11 protein-coding genes and 1 tRNA gene are annotated in these 20,075 nt (G+C 48.6%); 9 read left to right on the plus strand and 3 right to left on the minus strand.

The features are described 5' to 3' along the window. Positions 1 to 15: 15 nt before the first annotated feature. Both ACYVUV_RS01715 and ACYVUV_RS01720 read right to left on the minus strand, forming a co-directional pair. Positions 16 to 447, minus strand: a complete 432-nt coding sequence (locus ACYVUV_RS01715; RefSeq protein WP_439775530.1) for a helix-turn-helix domain-containing protein — start codon at positions 445 to 447, stop codon at positions 16 to 18. A 109-nt stretch (positions 448 to 556) separates the two neighbouring features. Beyond that, positions 557 to 1,792, minus strand: a complete 1,236-nt coding sequence (locus tag ACYVUV_RS01720) for an L-lactate MFS transporter (protein WP_439775529.1) — start codon at positions 1,790 to 1,792, stop codon at positions 557 to 559. A gap of 286 nt (positions 1,793 to 2,078) precedes the next feature. Here ACYVUV_RS01720 and ACYVUV_RS01725 point away from each other — a divergent pair, with 286 nt between their 5' ends. After that, positions 2,079 to 3,368, plus strand: a complete 1,290-nt coding sequence (locus tag ACYVUV_RS01725; protein ID WP_439775528.1) for an alpha-amylase family glycosyl hydrolase — start codon at positions 2,079 to 2,081, stop codon at positions 3,366 to 3,368. 103 nt (positions 3,369 to 3,471) lie between these two features. Continuing rightward, positions 3,472 to 3,544, plus strand: a tRNA-Thr gene (locus ACYVUV_RS01730). A 69-nt stretch (positions 3,545 to 3,613) separates the two neighbouring features. Here ACYVUV_RS01730 and gap read toward each other — a convergent pair. Next, positions 3,614 to 4,618: a type I glyceraldehyde-3-phosphate dehydrogenase gene (gene gap, locus ACYVUV_RS01735; protein ID WP_439775527.1), complete on the minus strand. Its 1,005-nt coding sequence runs from the start codon at positions 4,616 to 4,618 to the stop codon at positions 3,614 to 3,616. A 178-nt stretch (positions 4,619 to 4,796) separates the two neighbouring features. On the opposite strand from gap, the gene ACYVUV_RS01740 reads away from it, so the two are divergent. From ACYVUV_RS01740 to glgB, 7 genes are all read left to right on the plus strand, one after another. Continuing rightward, positions 4,797 to 5,630, plus strand: a complete 834-nt coding sequence (locus ACYVUV_RS01740) for a helix-turn-helix domain-containing protein (protein WP_439775526.1) — start codon at positions 4,797 to 4,799, stop codon at positions 5,628 to 5,630. Between the two features lie 135 nt (positions 5,631 to 5,765). Beyond that, on the plus strand, positions 5,766 to 6,584 hold the full coding sequence (locus ACYVUV_RS01745) for an oxidoreductase (protein ID WP_484499364.1): 819 nt from the start codon (positions 5,766 to 5,768) through the stop codon (positions 6,582 to 6,584). A 411-nt stretch (positions 6,585 to 6,995) separates the two neighbouring features. Next, on the plus strand, positions 6,996 to 15,788 hold the full coding sequence (locus tag ACYVUV_RS01750) for a mucin-binding protein (RefSeq protein WP_484498925.1): 8,793 nt from the start codon (positions 6,996 to 6,998) through the stop codon (positions 15,786 to 15,788). 168 nt (positions 15,789 to 15,956) lie between these two features. Next, a complete protein-coding gene (locus tag ACYVUV_RS01755) occupies positions 15,957 to 16,484 on the plus strand; it encodes a hypothetical protein (RefSeq protein ID WP_439775836.1) in 528 nt (175 codons plus the stop codon). A gap of 15 nt (positions 16,485 to 16,499) precedes the next feature. Then, the gene (gene budA / locus ACYVUV_RS01760) at positions 16,500 to 17,210 is read left to right on the plus strand and encodes an acetolactate decarboxylase (RefSeq protein ID WP_439775837.1); all 711 of its coding nucleotides are present in this window, start codon (positions 16,500 to 16,502) and stop codon (positions 17,208 to 17,210) included. Between the two features lie 14 nt (positions 17,211 to 17,224). Beyond that, positions 17,225 to 17,611, plus strand: coding sequence for a YkvA family protein (locus tag ACYVUV_RS01765; RefSeq protein ID WP_439775838.1), 387 nt, complete (start codon positions 17,225 to 17,227; stop codon positions 17,609 to 17,611). A gap of 526 nt (positions 17,612 to 18,137) precedes the next feature. Next, on the plus strand, positions 18,138 to 20,036 hold the full coding sequence (gene glgB, locus ACYVUV_RS01770; protein ID WP_439775839.1) for a 1,4-alpha-glucan branching protein GlgB: 1,899 nt from the start codon (positions 18,138 to 18,140) through the stop codon (positions 20,034 to 20,036). Positions 20,037 to 20,075: the final 39 nt, after the last annotated feature.

Consider the following 20,075-nt stretch of genomic DNA (forward strand, 5'->3'; position numbering starts at 1 on the left):
GAAGCAGCTCCTTTATTATTTAGTCGAATTGATCCAGTGAAAACCAGCCCCGATGAGCCAGATGGCGCCCCCTAAAATAAAGAGGACCCAGCTGGTAGACCAGCGGCCGGTCGCGATGCTGGCCAGCAGGTAGACGGCGATAACGATAGTCCAGTAGATGCTGTTGATCCTGCCCAGGCGCTTAGGGTCAGCATCCTTCTTGCTTGGCCGGTCCATCTCTTCGCCTGGTTCGATGGTCTGCCCTTCTTGCTTGTCGTCTTTCAGCAGGTAGTCAGCTGACACGTCGTATAAAACCGCCAGTTTGGCGATGTAAGATATGTCGGGCACGCTGTCGCCGTTTTCCCAGCTGGCCACGTTAGCTTGCGTGGTCATTAATTTTTCCGCTAATTCTTTTTGGCTTAAGCCATGCTTCTTGCGCAGGTCGCGCAACTTGCTTGGAAGCATCATGTTTTTCCCCCTCATCAATCTCTCTTCTATAATATTATAGCCTCTAGCCTGGCTAAAAGCTCGCGGGGAAAAGAAAAAGTTCCCGCCTAAGCAGGAACTTGAAAATTCATTAATCTAATTCGTCAGCCAGGTCGGTCAGCTTGGCAAATTCACGCTGAACCAGGAAGGAGACGCAAAGAGCCAGACCAGCCAGGACGATGAAGGCGGCCAGGGTGATGTAGTAGCTCTGCAAAACTTCGTGGGTGAAGGAGAGCAGGAGCGGGCCAACCATGCCGGCCGCTGCCCAGGCGGTCAAGATGGACCCGTGGATGGCGCCGAGCTCTTTAGTGCCGAAGATGTCGCCCAGGTAAGCCGGGATAACTGAGAAGCCGGCCCCGTAGCAGGACATGAGCAGGCTGAGGGCTACAGCGAAGACAAATGGTGAGTGGGTGAAGATCAAGATCACAAACATAGCCATGTCAACGACAAAGATCAAGCTGTAGGTCAAAGGCCGGCCGATGTAGTCGGACAAGGTTGCCCAAATCAAGCGGCCAAAGCCGTTGAAGAGGCCGATGATGCCGACCATGACAGCGGCAGTAGCCGCGCTCATCCCAGTCAATTCCTGGGCCATCGGTGAAGCGGCAGAGACCAGGGCGATCCCGCAGGTGATGCTGATAAAGAACATGAACCAAAGCAGGTAGAAGGTCTTGGTCTTCAGTGCCTGGTTGGCCGTCATTTGCAGGCCGCCGGTTAAGGAAACAGCTTTCTTGTCTTCGCTCTTGAAGTTGGCCAGGTCTTTTGCACTTGGCCGCTTGATGAACTGGGCAGAAACGATCATGACCAGGAAGTAGCCGGCCCCCAAGATGTAGAAGGTACCCGCCAAGCCAACGCTGGACATCAGGAATTGGGCAATTGGGCTGGTCAAAAGAGCGGCAAAGCCGAAGCCCATGATGGCCAGGCCAGTTGCCAAGCCACGTCTATCCGGGAACCACTTGATGATGGTTGAGATCGGGGTGACGTAGCCGGCACCCAGGCCCAGACCAGCGATGACGCCGTATGAAGCGTACAAGAGCCAGAGCTGCTGGCTTTGAACAGCCAGGCCAGTCAAGGCAATCCCGCTCCCGTAAAGGATGGCGGAAACAGTCCCGGTCAAGGTCGGGCCGAATTTTTCAACCAGGCGGCCCATGAAAGCCGCGGACATCCCCAGGAAGAAGATGGCCAAACTAAAGGCAAATGCAACTGATGATTCGCTCCAGCCGGTCTGTGCCGCGATTGGCTTAGTGTAGACGCTCCAAGCGTATACTGAGCCGATCATCAGATGCAGCATGACCCCCGCCAAAGCAACAATGTAACGATTAGTCTTCATTGTTAAGATATTCTCCTTATTAATCTTTGGACTTTTAGACAATACACGAACAATATTCTTAAATAGGGTCAATATTATTCGATGTGTTAAGGATACCATGTCAGCAATGTAAGGACAAGGTGAAATTTTCAAGATCTTGTGCTGGAAACGCTAAACATGCTACTAAATCTAGGGCGCTTTTTTAAAAAGAGTTACCGGTAACATTGCCGGAAAATGTGAAAGCGCTTAGGAAAACCGCTAAGATAGAAGGGTGAGAAAAAAGTGGCCACAGGCCAAGGAGGAAAAAATGGCTAGCGATACCAAGATCGACTTGCGCAAGCAAATGATTTACAGCATTTTTGTCAGAAACTACTCGCCAGAGGGCAATTTTGAAGGGGTCCGGAAGGATTTGGACCGGATCAAGGATTTGGGGACGGACATCATCTGGCTTTTGCCAATCCAGCCGTCAGGCAAGGAGAAGCGGAAGGGAAGCCTGGGTTCACCATACGCGATTTCCGACTACCGGGCCATCAACCCGGAATACGGGACCATGGAGGACTTCAAGCGCCTGTGTGACGACGTCCACGCCAAGGGGATGAAGATCATCATCGACTGCGTCTACAACCACACTTCACCAGACTCAGTCTTGGCTAAGGAGCACCCGGACTGGTTCTACCACAAGAAAGACGGCAGCTTCGGCAACAAGGTGGGCGACTGGAGCGACGTTATCGACTTAGACTACAGCCATAAGGACCTGTGGCAGTATCAGGCGGAGACTTTGGTCATGTGGGCCAAGTACGTGGACGGCTTCCGCTGTGACGTGGCCCCGATGGTGCCGGTGGACTTCTGGAAATATGCCAGAGAAGAAGTGGCCAAGGTGCGGCCAGGGGCTATTTGGCTGGCTGAATCCGGTGCCCCGGACTTTATCCGCTTTTTGAGAAGCAAGGGAGCAGTCGGCGGGTCAGATTCTGAGCTCTACCAGGCTTTTGACATGACCTATGACTATGACATTTACCCAGACCTCAGAGCAGCGCTTTTGGGGCAAAAGGACTTGACTGACTACCTGGCTGGTCTTAACCGGCAAGAGGGGGTCTATCCGGAAAACTACGTCAAGGCCCACTTTTTGGAAAACCATGACGTGGTCCGGGCTCACGGGATGATCGATGATCCGGCGGCTTTGCGGGCAATGACGGCCTTTATCTACTTCATGAAGGGGGCCATGCTGGTCTACAATGGGGAAGAAAAGGGGGATGCCCACCACGTGACCCTGTTTGACAAGGACCCGGTTGACTGGAGTGGAGATATTGATTTGACTGGTCTCTTAAAGAAGATGCATGAAATCAAGCAGCTGCCAATCATGGCCAAGGGCAGCTATGAGGCTAAAGAGGTCAGAAAGGGCGTTCTTGAAGCTGTTCACAGCCTGGATGAAGGCGAAGAAGAAGAGCAGCTGATCGGGATTTTTAACACGACCGGCAAGAAGCAGGCGATTCCGACCAAGTTGCCGGAGGGGAGCTACAAGAACCTTTATGATGGCAGCAGCGTCCAGGTTTACGAAGGAGTCATGCGGATCGGCGAGATTACCATTATTGAGAAATAAGAGCTGAGAAGGCGGTCTGAGGGAGACAGTTTTTTTGCGAGAATTGGCAAAAACTTTTTTGACAAAAGCAGATTGTTTGCTATAATGAAAGAGTTGATAAATTGCCAATTTAGCTCAGTTGGTAGAGCATCTCCCTCGTAAAGAGAAGGTCGTTGGTTCGATTCCAATAATTGGCACTCAGAGTATCAAAGAAGTCCGCTGCAAACGCAGCGGACTTTTTGTTGTTCTTAAAGAGGGATGCGGACTTACAGTTGGGCGAAGTAACGAATAGTGCGCACCATCTGTGAAGTGTATGAATTTTCGTTGTCGTACCAGCTGACGACTTGAACCAGGGTCTTGCCTTCAGGCATTGGGATAGTCTTGGTTTGGGTGGCATCAAAGATTGACCCGGCCCGGGAGTTGATGATATCTGAAGAAACGATTTCGTCAGTGTTGTAGGCAAAAGATTCAGTTTCACTGGCCTTCATCTTGGCATTGACTTCTTCAGCGGTGACTACGCCGTCGACTACGGCGTCCAGGATGGTGGAAGACCCGGTGGCTACTGGCACTCTTTGGGCTGCCCCAGTCAATTTGCCGTCCAGCTGAGGAATAACCAGGCCGATAGCCTTAGCGGCACCGGAAGATGCAGGTACGATGTTTTGCCCAGCAGCTCTTGACCGGCGCAAAACGCCCTTTCTCTGCGGCCCATCCAAGAGCATTTGGTCGCCGGTGTAGGCATGAATGGTGGTCATGACCCCGCCGGTGACTGGGGCCAGGTCATTCAAGGCTTGGGCCATCGGGGCCAGGCAGTTGGTGGTGCAGGACGCAGCAGAGATGATCTTGTCGTCAGCCGTCAGACTCTTGTGGTTGACGTTATAGACGATAGTTGGCAGATCCTTGCCAGCTGGAGCGGAAATGACGACCTTGCGGGCGCCGGCTTGCAGGTGGGCGCTGGCTTTTTCCTTGGAAGTGTAGAAGCCAGTGCATTCCAGCACAACGTCAACGTGCAATTCGCCCCAAGGTAAATTGCTGGCATCTTTTTCAGCATAGACTGAGATTTCCTGCCCGTTGACGAGAAGGGCATGGTCGTTATATGAAACGTCACCTGGGAACTGGCCGTGGGTAGTATCATATTTCAGCAGGTAGGCCAGCATTTCCGTGCTGGTCAAGTCGTTGATGGCTACTACTTCATAGCCTTCAGCTCCAAACATTTGCCGGAAGGCCAGACGGCCGATTCTGCCGAAACCATTGATGGCAACTTTTACTGACATATTTGTAATCCTCCTTGATTCTTATCCGAATTCCGGCTAGCCGCCGTTTGCTTCATAGTTCCGAGAAACGGCTTGATTGGCTGGCCTTTACGATTATCATTATACGAACGGCCGGGATGTTTTATAATAAAGGATATGAAAAAAGGAACTATACAATCTGTCAATTAAGGAGGAAGTCATGCCGCAAAAAGACCGCTACAAGGACCGGGTGCTGAATATTGAATTCAAACCGGTCGCCGCGCTGGAGACGCCCCGGGCTATGAGCCTGGCCTTGCTGACTCATGGCAAGGCGAAAATGAAGATCAATGGCCAATCGGCTACCGTCAAGGCCCCGGCCCTGCTTTTCTTAAATGAGGCCGATCGGGTGACGGCCAGCGGGGATTTCGCGGCCCAATCCTTCAGCTTTGACGAGGCTTTTTTGAAGACGGCTCCGTTCAGCCGTGAGCCGGACCAGGAATTCCATCTGGCGCTCAAGACCGGCCAGCGTCTGTTTGCCAAGGATGCCAGGCAGAAATACTGGGAGCTGCCAAATAAGATCTACGAGCAGATCCGGGAATGGTTCTTTATCATGGGGATGGAGGTGGCAGCCCAGAGCGATGAGTTGTGGTGCTGCAGGATCAAAAAGTACCTGATTCAGATCTTGAGCATGGCGGAGGATTTGAGCGCTTTGACCGCGGAAGACCCGGTCAGCCTGGCTTTGAGCTACATCTATTCGGCTTACTATGAAAAAATCAGCCTGGAGGATCTGACCAGACAAGCCTGCATCAACCGGGTGACTTTGAACCAGCTTTTTAAAGACCGCTTTGGCTGCACGGCCATGGAGTACCTAACCAGGTACCGGATGAAGATTGCCGCGCAGATGCTTACGCACACCGGAATGAAGGTAGCGGAAATTGCTGAGGCGGTCGGCTTTGACTATGATACCTATTTCATCAGGATTTTTACCGCTAAAAAGGGCCTGTCGCCGACTTCTTACCGCCAGCAGACCAGGCAGGCGGCTGAAAGAGTTTGAATGGCACGAATTGATTTTACCCTGGCATCTAGTGATGTTCTGCTTTTTGCTTAGAGCAGATATACTGTAATCATCAAATCAAGAGACGAAGCAGAAATTAAGAAAATAAGCCAAGAGAAAGCTAGGTAAATGAAGATGGAAAAGAAAGTTATTTTGATTACTGGTGCCAGCAGCGGGATGGGTTACGAAACTGCCAAGAAATTAGCTCAGCAGGGCAACAAGGTCTACGGGGCAGCCCGCCGGGTAGAAAAGATGGTGTCTTTGAAGGAATACGGGGTAACCCCAATTCACCTAGACGTGACTGATGAAAGCTCCTGCAGAGAAGCGATTGAAGAGATCATCAACCAGGAAGGCCGCATCGATGTTTTGGTCAACAACGCGGGTTACGGCAGCTATGGCGCGATCGAAGACGTGGACTTGACTGAAGCTAAAAGGCAGTTTGACGTCAACCTCTTTGGTCTGGCAGCTTTGACTAAGGCAGTTTTGCCATACATGCGGGCTCAGCATTTAGGAACCATCATCAACATTTCTTCCATGGGCGGCCGGATTGTTTCCTTCATGGGCGGCTGGTACCACGCGACTAAGTACGCGGTTGAAGCCTTCAGCGACGCCCTGCGGATGGAAACCAAGCAGTTTGGGATCAACGTTGTATTGATTGAGCCAGGCGGCATTAAGACCAACTGGGGCCATATCGCGGCTGATCACCTGGCAGAATCAGCCAAGGGCGGCGCTTATGAAGAGACTGCCAATAAGGTTGCGGCAGGGATGCACAAGCAGTACAGCGGCAACATGATGAGCAACCCAAAGGTTGTGACTCGGGCGATCAGCCGGGCAGTTAACGCTCGCCGGCCACGCCCTCGTTATTTGATTGGTTTTGGGGCCAAGCCATTGGTCTTCGCGCACGCTATTTTGCCAACCAGAGCTTTTGATTTCATTATAACTCACGCATCTTAATATTTGTGAATCCATAAGCAGGTAAGCTTATGGATTTTTATTTTTTACTTAGATTTTGCATGAAAATCATTAGTGTAACCGGTTAACAAAGAAATGAAAAGGCGGTAAAATAGACTTAAATAGGATAAGCATGTACTTAAGACATAGCTAACTCGTGGTGAATTAAATAATGATGACTATTTTATCTTAGGTATAGTAAGCTATTCTAAATTTGAAGAAAAAAGTTTAGTGAGAAATTATGACGAGAGAGAGGGATGCAGAAATTTTATGACTAAATGTGTGTACTTCTGTGTGGAAAATATAGGCTATAGAGTTGGCTAATTGCTCAATACAATTTGGATGAGTGATGGCAAGTGAACCTGTTGTGAGCTATTTCTAGAAAATGGCTAGTTTTGTCTAAGAGGTGTAAGCATGTTATCAAAGAACAATCGGCATCTTCAAGAACAACGAATGAGCGACTCCAAGCAGCGTTTTAGTATCAGAAAATACAGCTTTGGTGCCGCTTCAGTTTTGCTGGGCTTGTCTTTTTTGACTTATGCTTGGGGGAGTCCTGTATCAGCGGATACGACAGACCAGTCGGCAGTAACGGTTACTGAGACTAAGGTGACGAGCACGGATAAGGCAAGTAGTGCTCAGACGACTGCAGCTAGTGAAGCTACTGTTTCTACGGCGACTAGCGAAGCAAGCAGCAATGCGACTGGTGAAGCAGCAAGTACGGCCAGCGAAGCTGTAAACTCAACCGCGACTAGTGAGTCAGCAGCGGCAGAAACGACTCTAAGCAGTGAAACTGCAAGTAAGGAAACGGTGACTAGTGAAGCGGCTAAGGAGAGCACCGCAACTAGTGAAGCAAGTAAGACCAGCACTGCAACGAGTGAAGCTAGTGAAAAGGCAAGTACGGCTATCAGTGAAAGCACGACTCCAGCCACGGCCACCAGCGAAGAAAATAGTCAAGAGCAAACGGCCACTAGCGAAACAGCTGACGCTAATGCTTTGACTGCTTCTAAGGTGGCTAAGGCTTCAGCACTTAAGTCAGTAAAGTTGGCAGCGGCTACTACGGCTACGACTGACACCACAACTTCTACGGATGATGCGGCTTCTTCAAGCGGTGAGATTACTACTGAAGGCAAAGCAAAGGGGCTGACTGACAGCGATGTTGATCCAGCGATGAGTGATGCCCACGGGGCAAGTCTGTTACTTGACAACTCTGCAAAAAAGATTCCTAGTGGCTACAAGGCTGACCCAACTGAGGGACGTTACACTTTTGGGATTCTTAGCTTAGGGCCAATTAATCAATCTGGCTATACCAGCTATAACCAAACGTATAATGTCAATTACTACATCCGGGTATCAACGGCTGCTAAAGCTACCAATGGGGTATATGATGATACTGTTTATATTCAATTGGTTGACGCTGATCAAGACACAGTTCTTTGGGAAAGCTCAGCCAAGCCGGGTGATTTAAACAAGACCATTGATGCATTAAATTCTACAAACGGTAATCCGTTCCAATACTCATATGCAGAAAATGTTGTCAATGGTGTAACTACAAAGGCTATTAAATTTGATGCCAGCCCAATTGATGCTAATAATGGTCCAATGTACTCTACGGCTGTATATCAAGCAGACAGCGATAATCAAACTTCTGGGACCTCTATCAGTTTCAATTATCCGGATGCAAGTACTATTGAAACACGCTACATTGCAAAGGACGCTGCCGGTAACGAAACTGTATTAGCAACATACGATGAAACCGGTAGACCGGGTTCAATCTATACCGCGTCAGGTCTGCGTGATTTCGGTGGTTATGACTTGGTATCCGTCCCTTCTGAAACAACTAGCACTTTAAAGCGTAGCTATACAGTCGGTGATCTTTTAGTTCCAACTCCAAGAAAGTATTCAAATTACATTCAAATGGTTCGGACGAGTTTGATCACGAGTACTGACGGTAGTAGCATTATCAGTATTCGCATGGCTCTAAATGGTGCGAGCCTTGATGATATTAATAATCCTGACGTTTGGAAGGTTGTCTTTACTAGTGAAGAGCTGAAGCCTGGTGAATGGTCTACTACTGGTAATAATCTTGCAAATTATAATGGTTCTCACGAAAAGGGAGCATTTGCTATTCCAGACGAAGCGGTCAAGGCTGCTGGCTTTACCGATGAGCAAATGGTGGGCAAGTACGTATTTAACTGGTTATTGCTCAACATTAACCCAGAAGGTCAATCTCCAGTTGACTACTACTACGCTCCACAAGGCCAAGTACGAGTAAACTACGTAACTAGTGATGGTACGGCAATCCAAACGCCAGTCACTGCGTATAAGAATTCTGATACTGGCACGGCATATGATGTAACCGGCTCAACTTACAGACCAGCAACCATTACTGTGAACGGTAAGACTTATCGTTATGTTAAGAGTGACAAGTCTTTGGGGACTGCAGGAACGACTGACGTCAATGGCTATACTTACACTTTGACCCCATCAGACGCTACTGGTACGATCATTTCCAACACGGTTAACGACGTTTACTACGTATACGAACAGGTTAAATATCACACTGAAGCAGGTGATTCTAAGACAGTAACTCGGACGATCAAATACTATGACAGTGTGACTGGCAACCCGATTCCAGAGAACTTAGAGCCGACGGTTAAACAGAGCGTAACGTTGACTGGAAACAAGATCTACGATGACCAAAACAACTTCATTGGTTATGGTACCGTTTCAGCTGATGGTTCAAGTTACACGATTGAACAGAAAACCTGGACTCAACAGGACTCTGCAAATCTGTCAGACTACGGCTACACTGCACCAGACAGAGCTTCAATTGCTGCGGTAACGGTTGATCACAATACTACCGATGTGACGGAAAAGGTATACTATGGCCACCAGACTACGCCGGTAAAGCCAACGGATCCGAAGACTACTACTGACAAGATTAACCCTAAGGGTGATGTGACTTATCCAGATGGCGTGTCAAAGAATGACTTGAATGCTAGTGTAACTCGGACTATCAACTACGTTGACGAAGACGGCAACGCAGTTAACGGTTCGCCAGATGGTACTAGCTCATACGAACAAACTGCTGAATTCACTCGGACTGCTATCGTTGACAAGGTAACTGGCAAGATCCTTGGTTACGACACTAACAACGATGGCAAGGTCGACACTGAAAGTGCAGACCGTGCATGGATGCCAACCGAAAAGACTTTGGCGGCGGTTGATTCGAAGAAGCCTAGCGAAGTAGGCTACGACAATGTCGACAAGTCTACTGTTGAATCACTCGTAGTTACGCCAGATCAAGCTGTTACTCCTGTTACCGTAACTTACAGCAACAACCCTGTTTCAGGCACGATTAAGTACATTGACGATACTACCGGTAAAGAACTTGACAGCGACAATTTGAAGGCTGGTAAGATCGGTTCAGTCATCGACTACAAGACTGAAGACGAGATTAAGAGCTACGAAGCTCAAGGCTATGAACTTGTTTCAAACAATTTTACTGATGGTACGCAAACCTATGCTAAGACTGGCAACGACTTTGTTGTTCACTTGAAGCACGCAACTGAAGAAAAAACAACGTATAGGGATGCAACTCAAACTATCCACTACGTTGGTGCTGGTGATAAGACTCCAGCTGACAAGGTTCAAACTCAGAAGAATGCCTTTAGCAAGACTGACACGATCGATAAGGTAACTGGTGAAGTAATCAAGAGCACTGACTGGACTGGTACTAAAACTTTTGATACTGAAAACACTCCAGTGGTCCAAGGCTACCACGCAGACAAGAAGGATGCTGGTGGTTTGACCGCAACTGTCGATAACCCGGATGTAGAAGCAACCGTAACCTACACTCCAAACGGTAAGTTGATCCCAGTTGATGAAGAAGGTAAGCAAATCCCAGGTACTGACACGCCAACTTACACGACTGATCCAACTGACCCAACCAAGGTCTTGGATCCAACGGTTCCAGAGGTTAATGGCTACCAGCCAAAGAACAACAAGGTTGGCGATAAGGTAACTCCAGAAGATCCATCCAAGGACACTCAAGTACCTTATGTTCAAGTTGTAACTGGCACAATCAAGTACGTTGACGATATTACTGGCCAAACCTTGAGCAGCGAAGATCTTGAAAAGGGTACTGTAGGTTCAACTATCAACTACACTACTGCAGACAAGATCAAGAAATACGAAGCTAAGGGCTACGCGCTTGTTTCAAACAACTTTGCCGATGGTACTCAAACTTATGCTAAGACAGGCAATGACTTTGTCGTTCACTTGACTCACCAAACTGTTCCAGTAACGCCAGAAGATCCGAAGAACCCAGGCGAGCCGATCATCCCTGGCGGAGACGTAACTTACCCAGACGGCTTGACTGAAAAAGACTTGAGAAATACTGTTACCCGGACTATCGAGTACGTTGACGCTAAGGACAACCCAGTCAACGGTTCTCCAGATGGCAAGAGTTCATACGTACAAAGCGTAACGTTTGAGCGGACTGCAATCGTTGACAAGGTAACTGGCAAGACCCTTGGCTACGATACTGACAATGACGGTAAGGTTGATACTGACGATCCTAACCGCGCTTGGAAGCCACTTAGCGCAGATCTTGACGAAGTTAAGTCAACTGATCCAAAGACTCTTGGCTTTGACCATGTTGACAAGACCACTGTATCTAAGGAAACTGTAGTGCCAGGCCAAGCTGACTTGACTGAAAAGGTTGTCTACAGCAATAACCCGATGGTTGTATCTGGTACGATCAAGTACATTGACGATACGACAAAAGTCACTCTTGATGAAGATGCTCTGCCAAGCGGTGAGGTTGGCTCAAAGATCAACTACACTACTGCAAAGGAAATCGAATACTACGAAAACAAGGGCTACGAACTGGTTTCTAACGACTTCACAGACGGCAGCACAGTCTACGCTAAGGAAGGCAACAACTTTGAAGTTCACCTGAAGCACAAGACTCAGACCATCACGCCAAATGACCCGAACCCAGTAACTCCAGGTAACCCGATCAACCCTAATGACCCGAACAGTCCAGTTTATGGTGAAGAAACTGACCGGAAGAACCTGGTTAAGGACGCTACCCAAACCATTCACTACGTAGGTGCAGGTGACAAGACTCCAGCTGACAAAGTTCAAACTCAAAAGGAAGCCTTCACGCGGACAGTTACGATCGATAAGGTAACTGGCAAGGTAATCTCAACTAGCGAATGGGAAGGCAGCAAGACCTTCGGCTTTGAAGATACTCCGGTAGTTGAAGGCTACCACGCCGACAAGAAGAGTGAAGGTGGCTTGACTGCAACTCCGGATAATCCAGATGTTGAAGCAACTGTAACTTACACGCCAAATGGCAAGCTGATCCCAGTTGACGAAGAAGGTGTTCACATTAAGGACACTGATACGCCAACTTACAAGACTGATCCAAATGACCCAACCAAGGTTGTAGACCCAACTGTTCCAAAGGTTGACGGCTACGAGCCAAGAGACAACAAGGTTGGTGATAAGGTAACGCCGAAGGATCCAGCTGAGGATACTGAAGTTGTTTACGTCAAGACCCCGGAAACCAAGTACGGCTTGACTGAGAAGTTTGTCGATGTAGACGGTAATGAACTTTCACCAAGCGAATCCAAGGGCAGCGACTACAAGACTGGTGATACGTACGACGTAACCAAGGACGCCAAGGTAATTAATGGCTATGTTCTGGTTGATACGGATGAAACAACTGGTACCTTCGACAAGAGCGACAAGACTGCAACCTTTATCTACAAGAAGGTTGGTAAGATCATTCCAGTAGATAAGGATCATAACCCAATCCCAGGAGCTGATACGCCAAGCTACAAGAATGACCCAGATGATCCGACTAAGGTAACTCCAAACGAACCAACTCCAACGGTTCCAGGTTGGACTCCTGAGGTTCCAAACGTAACTCCAGAAGATCCAACCAAGGATAAGCCAGTTGTCTACACTCAAGATAAGTATGGCTTGACTGAGAAGTTCATCGATGTAGACGGCAACGAACTGTCACCAACTGAAAGCAAGGGTACTGAGTACAAGACTGGTGACAAGTACGACGTAACTAAGGATGCCAAGGTAATTACTGGCTACGTTCTGGTTGATACGGATGAAACGACTGGCACTTTCGACAAGAGTGACAAGACCGCTACCTTCATCTACAAAAAGGTTGGTAAGATCATTCCGGTAGATCCAAATAACAACCCAATTCCAGGTGCCGATACGCCAAGCTACAAGAACGACCCAGACGATCCGACTAAGGTGACTCCAAACGAACCAACTCCAGGCGTTCCAGGCTGGACGACTAATGTTCCAAACGTAACTCCGGATGACCCGACTAAGGATACTCCGGTTCCTTACACCAAGAACGAAACTCCAGAAACCAAGTACGGCCTGCTTGAAAAGTTTGTTGACGAAGAAGGCAATGAACTTGCAGAAAGCGTCGACAAGGGCAGCGACTACAAGACTGGCGATAAGTACGACGTAACTAAGGATGCTAAGGTAATCACTGGCTACGTATTAGTCAAGACGGAAGGGACGACTGGTACCTTCACGGATAGTGGCAAGCTTGCTGTCTTCACCTACAAGAAGGTCGGCAAGATCATTCCAGTAGATCCAAAGGGCAACCCAATTCCGGGCGCCGACACGCCAACTTACGAGAACGATCCAGATGATCCAACTAAGGTGACTCCAAACGAACCGACTCCATCTGTACCAGGCTACAAGACCGACGTTCCGAATGTAACTCCAGAAGATCCGACTAAGGACACTCCAGTTGTCTACACTCAGGATAAGTACGGCTTGACTGAGAAGTTTGTGGACGAAGAAGGCAATGAACTTTCACCAAGCGAATCCAAGGGTACTGAGTACAAGTCTGGCGACAAGTACGATGTAACCAAGGATGCCAAGGCAATCACTGGCTACGTATTGGTTAAGACGACTGATACGACTGGTACCTTCGAAAAGAGTGACAAGACTGCAGTCTTCACTTACAAGAAGCTTGGTAAGATTGTTCCAGTAGATCCAAAGGGTAACCCAATCCCAGGCGCAGACACTCCGACCTACAATAACGATCCAGAAGATCCAAGCAAGGTAGTTCCAAACGAACCAACTCCATCTGTACCTGGCTACAAGACCGATATTCCGAATGTAACGCCAGAAGATCCAACCAAGGATACTCCGGTTGTCTACACTCAGGATAAGTACGGCTTGACTGAGAAGTTCGTGGACGTAGATGGCAACGAACTTTCACCAAGCGAAAGCAAGGGGACTGAGTACAAGTCTGGTGACAAGTACGACGTAACCAAGGATGCCAAGGTAATCACTGGCTACGTATTGGTTAAGACGACTGATACGACTGGTACTTTCGAAAAGAGTGACAAGACTGCAGTCTTCACTTACAAGAAGCTTGGCAAGATCGTCCCAGTAGATCCAAATGGCAACCCAATCCCAGGCGCTGACACGCCAACTTACAAGAACGACCCAGATGATCCATCTAAGGTGGTTCCAAACGAGCCAACTCCAACTGTCCCAGGCTACAAGACTGATGTTCCTAATGTAACTCCAGAAGATCCGACTAAGGATACTCCGGTTCCTTACACGAAGAATGAAACTCCGGCAGCTAAGTACGGCTTGACTGAAAAGTTCGTTGACGAAAACGGCAATGATCTTGTACCTAGTGAAAGCAAGGGCACTGACTACAAGTCTGGCGACAAGTACGACGTGACTAAGGATGCCAAGGTAATCACTGGCTACGTATTGGTTAAGACGACCGACACGACTGGTACCTTCACTGATGGCAACAAGACTGCCGTCTTCACTTACAAGAAACTTGGTAAGATCGTTCCAGTAGATCCAAAGGGCAACCCAATCCCAGGCGCCGACACGCCAACTTACAAGAACGACCCAGATGACCCATCTAAGGTGGTTCCAAATGAGCCAACTCCATCTGTACCAGGCTACAAGACTGATGTTCCAAATGTAACTCCAGAAGATCCGACTAAGGACACTCCGGTTCCTTACACTAAGAACGAAACTCCAGCAGCTAAGTACGGCTTGACTGAGAAGTTCGTGGACGAAAACGGCAACGATCTTGTACCAAGCGAATCCAAGGGCACTGACTACAAGTCTGGTGACAAGTACGATGTAACTAAGGATGCTAAAGTGATTACTGGCTACGTATTGGTTAAGACGACCGATACGATTGGTACTTTTGGTGACAGCGACAAGACTGCAGTCTTCACCTACAAGAAGATCGGTAAGATTGTTCCAGTAGACAAGGACGGTAACCCAATTCCAGGTGCTGATACGCCAACTTACAAGAACGACCCAGATGACCCATCTAAGGTGGTTCCAAATGAGCCAACTCCATCTGTACCAGGCTACAAGACTGATGTTCCAAATGTAACTCCAGAAGATCCGACTAAGGATACTCCTGTTCCTTACACGAAGAACGAAACTCCAGCAGCTAAGTACGGCTTGACTGAGAAGTTTGTGGACGAAAACGGCAATGATCTTGAATCTAGCGTATCCAAGGGCACTGACTACAAGTCCGGTGACAAGTATGATGTAACTAAGGATGCCAAGGTAATCACTGGCTACGTATTGGTCAAGACGACTGACACGACTGGTACTTTTGGTGACAGCGACAAGACCGCCGTCTTCACCTACAAGAAGATCGGTAAGATTGTTCCAGTAGACAAGGACGGCAACCCAATTCCAGGTGCTGAAACTCCAAGCTACAAGAACGATCCAAGCGATCCATCCAAGGTGCTTCCAAATGAACCAACGCCAGATGTCTTAGGCTACACGACTGACGTTTCAAAGGTAACTCCGGAAGACCCAACCAAGGATACTCCTGTTCCTTACACTAAGAGCGTGACTCCGTCTAAGCCAAGCAAGAACAAGCCGGGCAAGAAGGGGGCTCCATCCGCGCCAACTGGTCCAAACAGTCCAACCCTGCCAGGCAAGAAGGGCAAGACCGCTCCAGCTACTCCGAACGCTACTGCCTTCTCAACTGGCTCAAGCAAGCAAACTGCTAGTCTGAAGCAAAACGCGCAAGCCAAACTGCCGCAGACCGGTGAAGCAACTGACAAGTCCCGTGCTCTGTCAGTCCTCGGCCTCGGCGTAATGGCCTTGACCGCTCTGCTCGGCCTCGCTATCGACAAGAAACGCAAGAATTAATCTCTTTCTTTAAAAAAGCTAACTGCTTTTCAAGACGTGATTCTGTTTTTTAACAGGTCACGTCTTTTTTCGTCTTTTTCCTGTTTTTTCGCAGGCTTAACATATTTAGGATTGACAAAAGAGCTTTAAAGCATAACTATGTAATTTAAGAAAGGCGGGGTGATAAAAATGACTGACTACAACAATGAATACGACAACGACTACCTGGAAGACCTGGAGATTGATCCTAGCGAAATCCTGAGCTACAGCATCTCTGAAAGACTTGCTGGCTTAAGCGGAGAGGAAAAAGCTGCCTTCTGGCGCTCCTTTTACCAGCAGGCCCGGCAGATGCACCGCTTCTTTATCGATAGCGCTGACCTCCGGGAAAACTTTGACGTCGACGTCATTTACAATCGCCGCAACCAAGACGCGGTCTACCAGGCGATCCCTGCTGGCTGCAGAAAAGATGGACCTTGCCTGCTTCTGCAGGGTGTCATTGATGACTATTCTTTCTCAGAAGACGACACTCTGGAAAGCCGCCAGTCCCTCTTTATCCCCGAGAACGAATCTGCCTTCGTCTACGAGCTGAACACTGACGCTGGCTTGATCGACCTCTTCGCCTTGACCTACCAGCAGAATAGCCACGCCCTGGAGGCCCTTGGCTTTAACTTGAAGCACCGCCAGCAGATTCACCATGCCGGCGAACTTGATTACTAGTTTTTAGGAGGAAAAATGAGCAAGGAAGCAAAACTTTTCCAGCACGGCACATTAGCTATGCTGGTCGCTGGCCTCTTTGACGGGACCATGTCTCTCGAAGAATTACTGAATCATGGCGATAGCGGAATCGGCACCTGCAGCGGCCTGGACGGTGAAATGGTCATCCTTGACGGCACAGCCTATACCATCCGCCGGGACGGGACCGTCGAAGCCCTGTCCGGCAACATCAAAACGCCCTTTGCCTGCGTCCACTTTGACCAGAAAACTCCTGGCCAAAAGGTAAGTGGCTTATCTTTGCCAGAACTTGAAGCCTATCTGAAAGGGCAGGGGATGAACAATATCTTCTATGCCGTTAAACTCACTGGCACTTTTGCCAAAATGAAGACCCGGACCGTCTTCAAGCAGGAAAAGCCATACCCAGGCTTAACTGAAGTTGCTGACCAGCAGGCCATCTTTGAAGGTAAAAACACGACTGGCACCTTAATCGGTTACTACGCTCCCGACCTCTACCAGGGGATTGCTTCCAGTGGTTTCCACCTCCACTATTTAAGTGGCGACCATGCCTTAGGCGGGCACGTTCTGGACCTAGAGCTGGCTGAAGGCGAGCTCAGCCTTACGCCTTTTAGTGACTTTAACCTCCACCTGCCAACTAGCAACGCCGACTTCATGCAGGCCGATTTTGACCTCGCCAGCTTGGGTGATCAGATCAAGCAGGCTGAACATTAAAGCGAAAGGATATCATGAAGAAAAAGCTCCAAGCCCTGGCCGCCAGAGTCAAAGTTGAACTCCCGGCCCTCTTTCTCGCCCTTAAAGACCGACGAACCTCCTGGCTGGCCAAGCTCCTTGCCTTCTTGACCGTGGCCTATGCCTTGTCACCCGTCGACCTAATCCCTGATTTTATCCCGGTAATTGGTTATTTAGACGATCTTTTAATCCTGCCTCTTCTGGCTGCTTTGACCATCAAGTTGATTACCGAGGACGTCTGGCAGGACTGTCTGGACAAGAGCCAGGGGATGTGGGAGAGCGGAAAACCGAAGAAATGGTACTATGCCTTGCCGATTATTATTTTCTGGTTATTCATCCTATTTTGGATTGGGAAAATGGTCTACCAGGGACTTAATAACTAAATGATTAACAAAGCTGCCGGCCTTAGCCGGCGGCTTTTCATTTTATATCCCTTACTGGCGCTCGTTATTTGTTTATCAGATTCGGAATGTACAAAATCCTTGTTGAAACAGTATTGAAAGAATGTAATAATTTTAGAAAAAAGAAATACGATACAAGTATATGAAAAAGACCCAGCCTTTAAATGGCAAAGAACATAATATTCACAATATAGAAAGCGCTTTAAATTGTTTTAGCAATCAAATGAAAGCAAAATAAGAATATGGTATCATTTATTTGTAAAACTACACACTTTATAAGCTGCTCGAATCGTTCGATTTTTCGACCAAAAAATAAGCGTGAAGCTAGATAGAATCTAGTTTTGGCAGAAAGAAAACGTTTTTTTGAGAAATGTCATTTTTTATACTGAAAAATACCAAAAAAGGCTTATAATGTAAGTAGGCGAAAAACGCTTACAGCGTTGACGCGAAAATGATTTGATGTCTTTATGAATAAATGGTGATGTTTTTATAGGAAGTGAGGTAAGAAATGGACGAGCTGGAGCAACATTTACAGAACTTTGCCGCTGGCAATGAATTTTATCTGCAAAATTATCTTGGCTGTCACGCGGCTGGAAATGGCTATGCCTTTCGCGTCTGGGCGCCTAAAGCACAGCAAGTCTGGCTGGTCGGCGATTTCAACAATTGGGAGAAAGACCTGCCCATGCGGCAAAACGCTTATGGAGTTTGGTCTATTGAAACTGACCGTGCCCAGCCTGGCCAGCTTTACAAATTCTTAGTCAAGCAAGCAGGCGGGGAAGAGGTCATGAAATTTGACCCGATGGCCTTGGAATATGAACACCGGCCAGGCAATGCTACCGTGGTAAGCAACTTGCCGGAAAAGCGGTGGACTGACGGGGCTTGGTTTGGCTGGCACAAGCGGTCAAACCACTTTGCCCGGCCAATCAACATCTATGAAGTGCATGCCAGCTCCTGGAAGCAGCATGAGGACGGCAGTCTTTATACCTTGCGCGACTTGCAAAAGGAATTGATTCCCTACGTTAAGGAACAGGGCTTTAACTACATTGAATTCTTGCCTTTGACTGCCCACCCGCTGGATGCTTCCTGGGGCTACCAGACCACCGGCTACTTTGCCTTGGAGCGGGCTTACGGAGAGCCGCGGGATCTGCAGGATTTCGTGGAAGCCTGCCACAAGGAAAACATCGGTGTTCTGGCTGACTGGGTGCCAGGCCACTTCTGCATTAACAACGATGCTTTGGCCTACTACGACGGGACACCTTGCTACGAATTTGAAGAAGGCTGGCGGGCCCAGAACAAGGGCTGGGGCGCCTTGAACTTTGACCTGGGCAAGCCGCAAGTGCAGTCCTTCCTCTTGTCAAGCGCCCTCTTCTGGCTGGAATACTACCATCTGGACGGGCTCAGAGTTGACGCGGTGTCCAACATGCTTTACCGCGACTATGACCGGGGACCGGGCGAGTGGAAGCCTGACCAGTACGGCGGCAACCGCAATATTGAAGGGATTGAGTTCCTGCACAAGTTCAACAAGACGATCAAGGGGATGCACCCGGAAAGAATCTTGATCGCGGAAGAAAGTTCTTCCCAAGTCAAGATCACCGGCCGGGTCGAAGACGGGGGTCTGGGCTTTGACTACAAGTGGAATATGGGCTGGATGAATGATGAGCTCCGCTTCTATTCCATGGACCCTTACTTCCGCAAAGACAATTTTGACTTGTCTACTTTCTCATTCATGTACCGGATGAGTGAGAACTTCATCTTGCCGCTGTCGCATGACGAAGTCGTCCACGGCAAGCGCAGCTTGATGAACAAGATGTTCGGTGCCCGGCCAGACCAGTTTGCTCAGCTGCGGAACTTGAACACCATGCTGATGACCTACCCGGGCAAGAAATTGCTCTTCATGGGCGGGGAATTCGGCCAGTATCTGGAATGGCGTTACCAAGAAGGCTTGGAGTGGTCTTCTTTAAGTGATGAATTAAACGCCAAGATGCTCAAGTTCAACCGGGAATTGAACCACTTTTACTTGAATGAACCGGCTTTGTGGCAATTGGAACAGGAAGACCGGTCAGTCCAAATCATTGACGCGGACAACCGCGACCAGTCCGTCCTTTCCTTCATCAGACAAGGAAAGGTGCGGCATGATTTCCTGATCGTTCTGCTCAACTTCACGCCGGTTCAGCGTGACAGCTTTAAAGTCGGCGTGCCTTACCCAGGGACCTATAAGGAGGTCCTCAACAGCTCACGCAGTGAATTTGGCGGCGACTGGACCGCGAAACCACAGGAAATGGCTACCACAGAGGAGAAATTCAAGGATTTCGACTACCAGATTTCTGTTGACCTGCCAGGCTTCAGTGCCATGATCATCAAGCCTGACCAGGTAACGATCAAGAGAAAGCGTTCGAAGAAACGTTGATGTAATGTGATAAAAGATTAAAGATAAAAGATTAAGTAG

The organism is Lactobacillus sp. WILCCON 0149, from assembly GCF_057197965.1.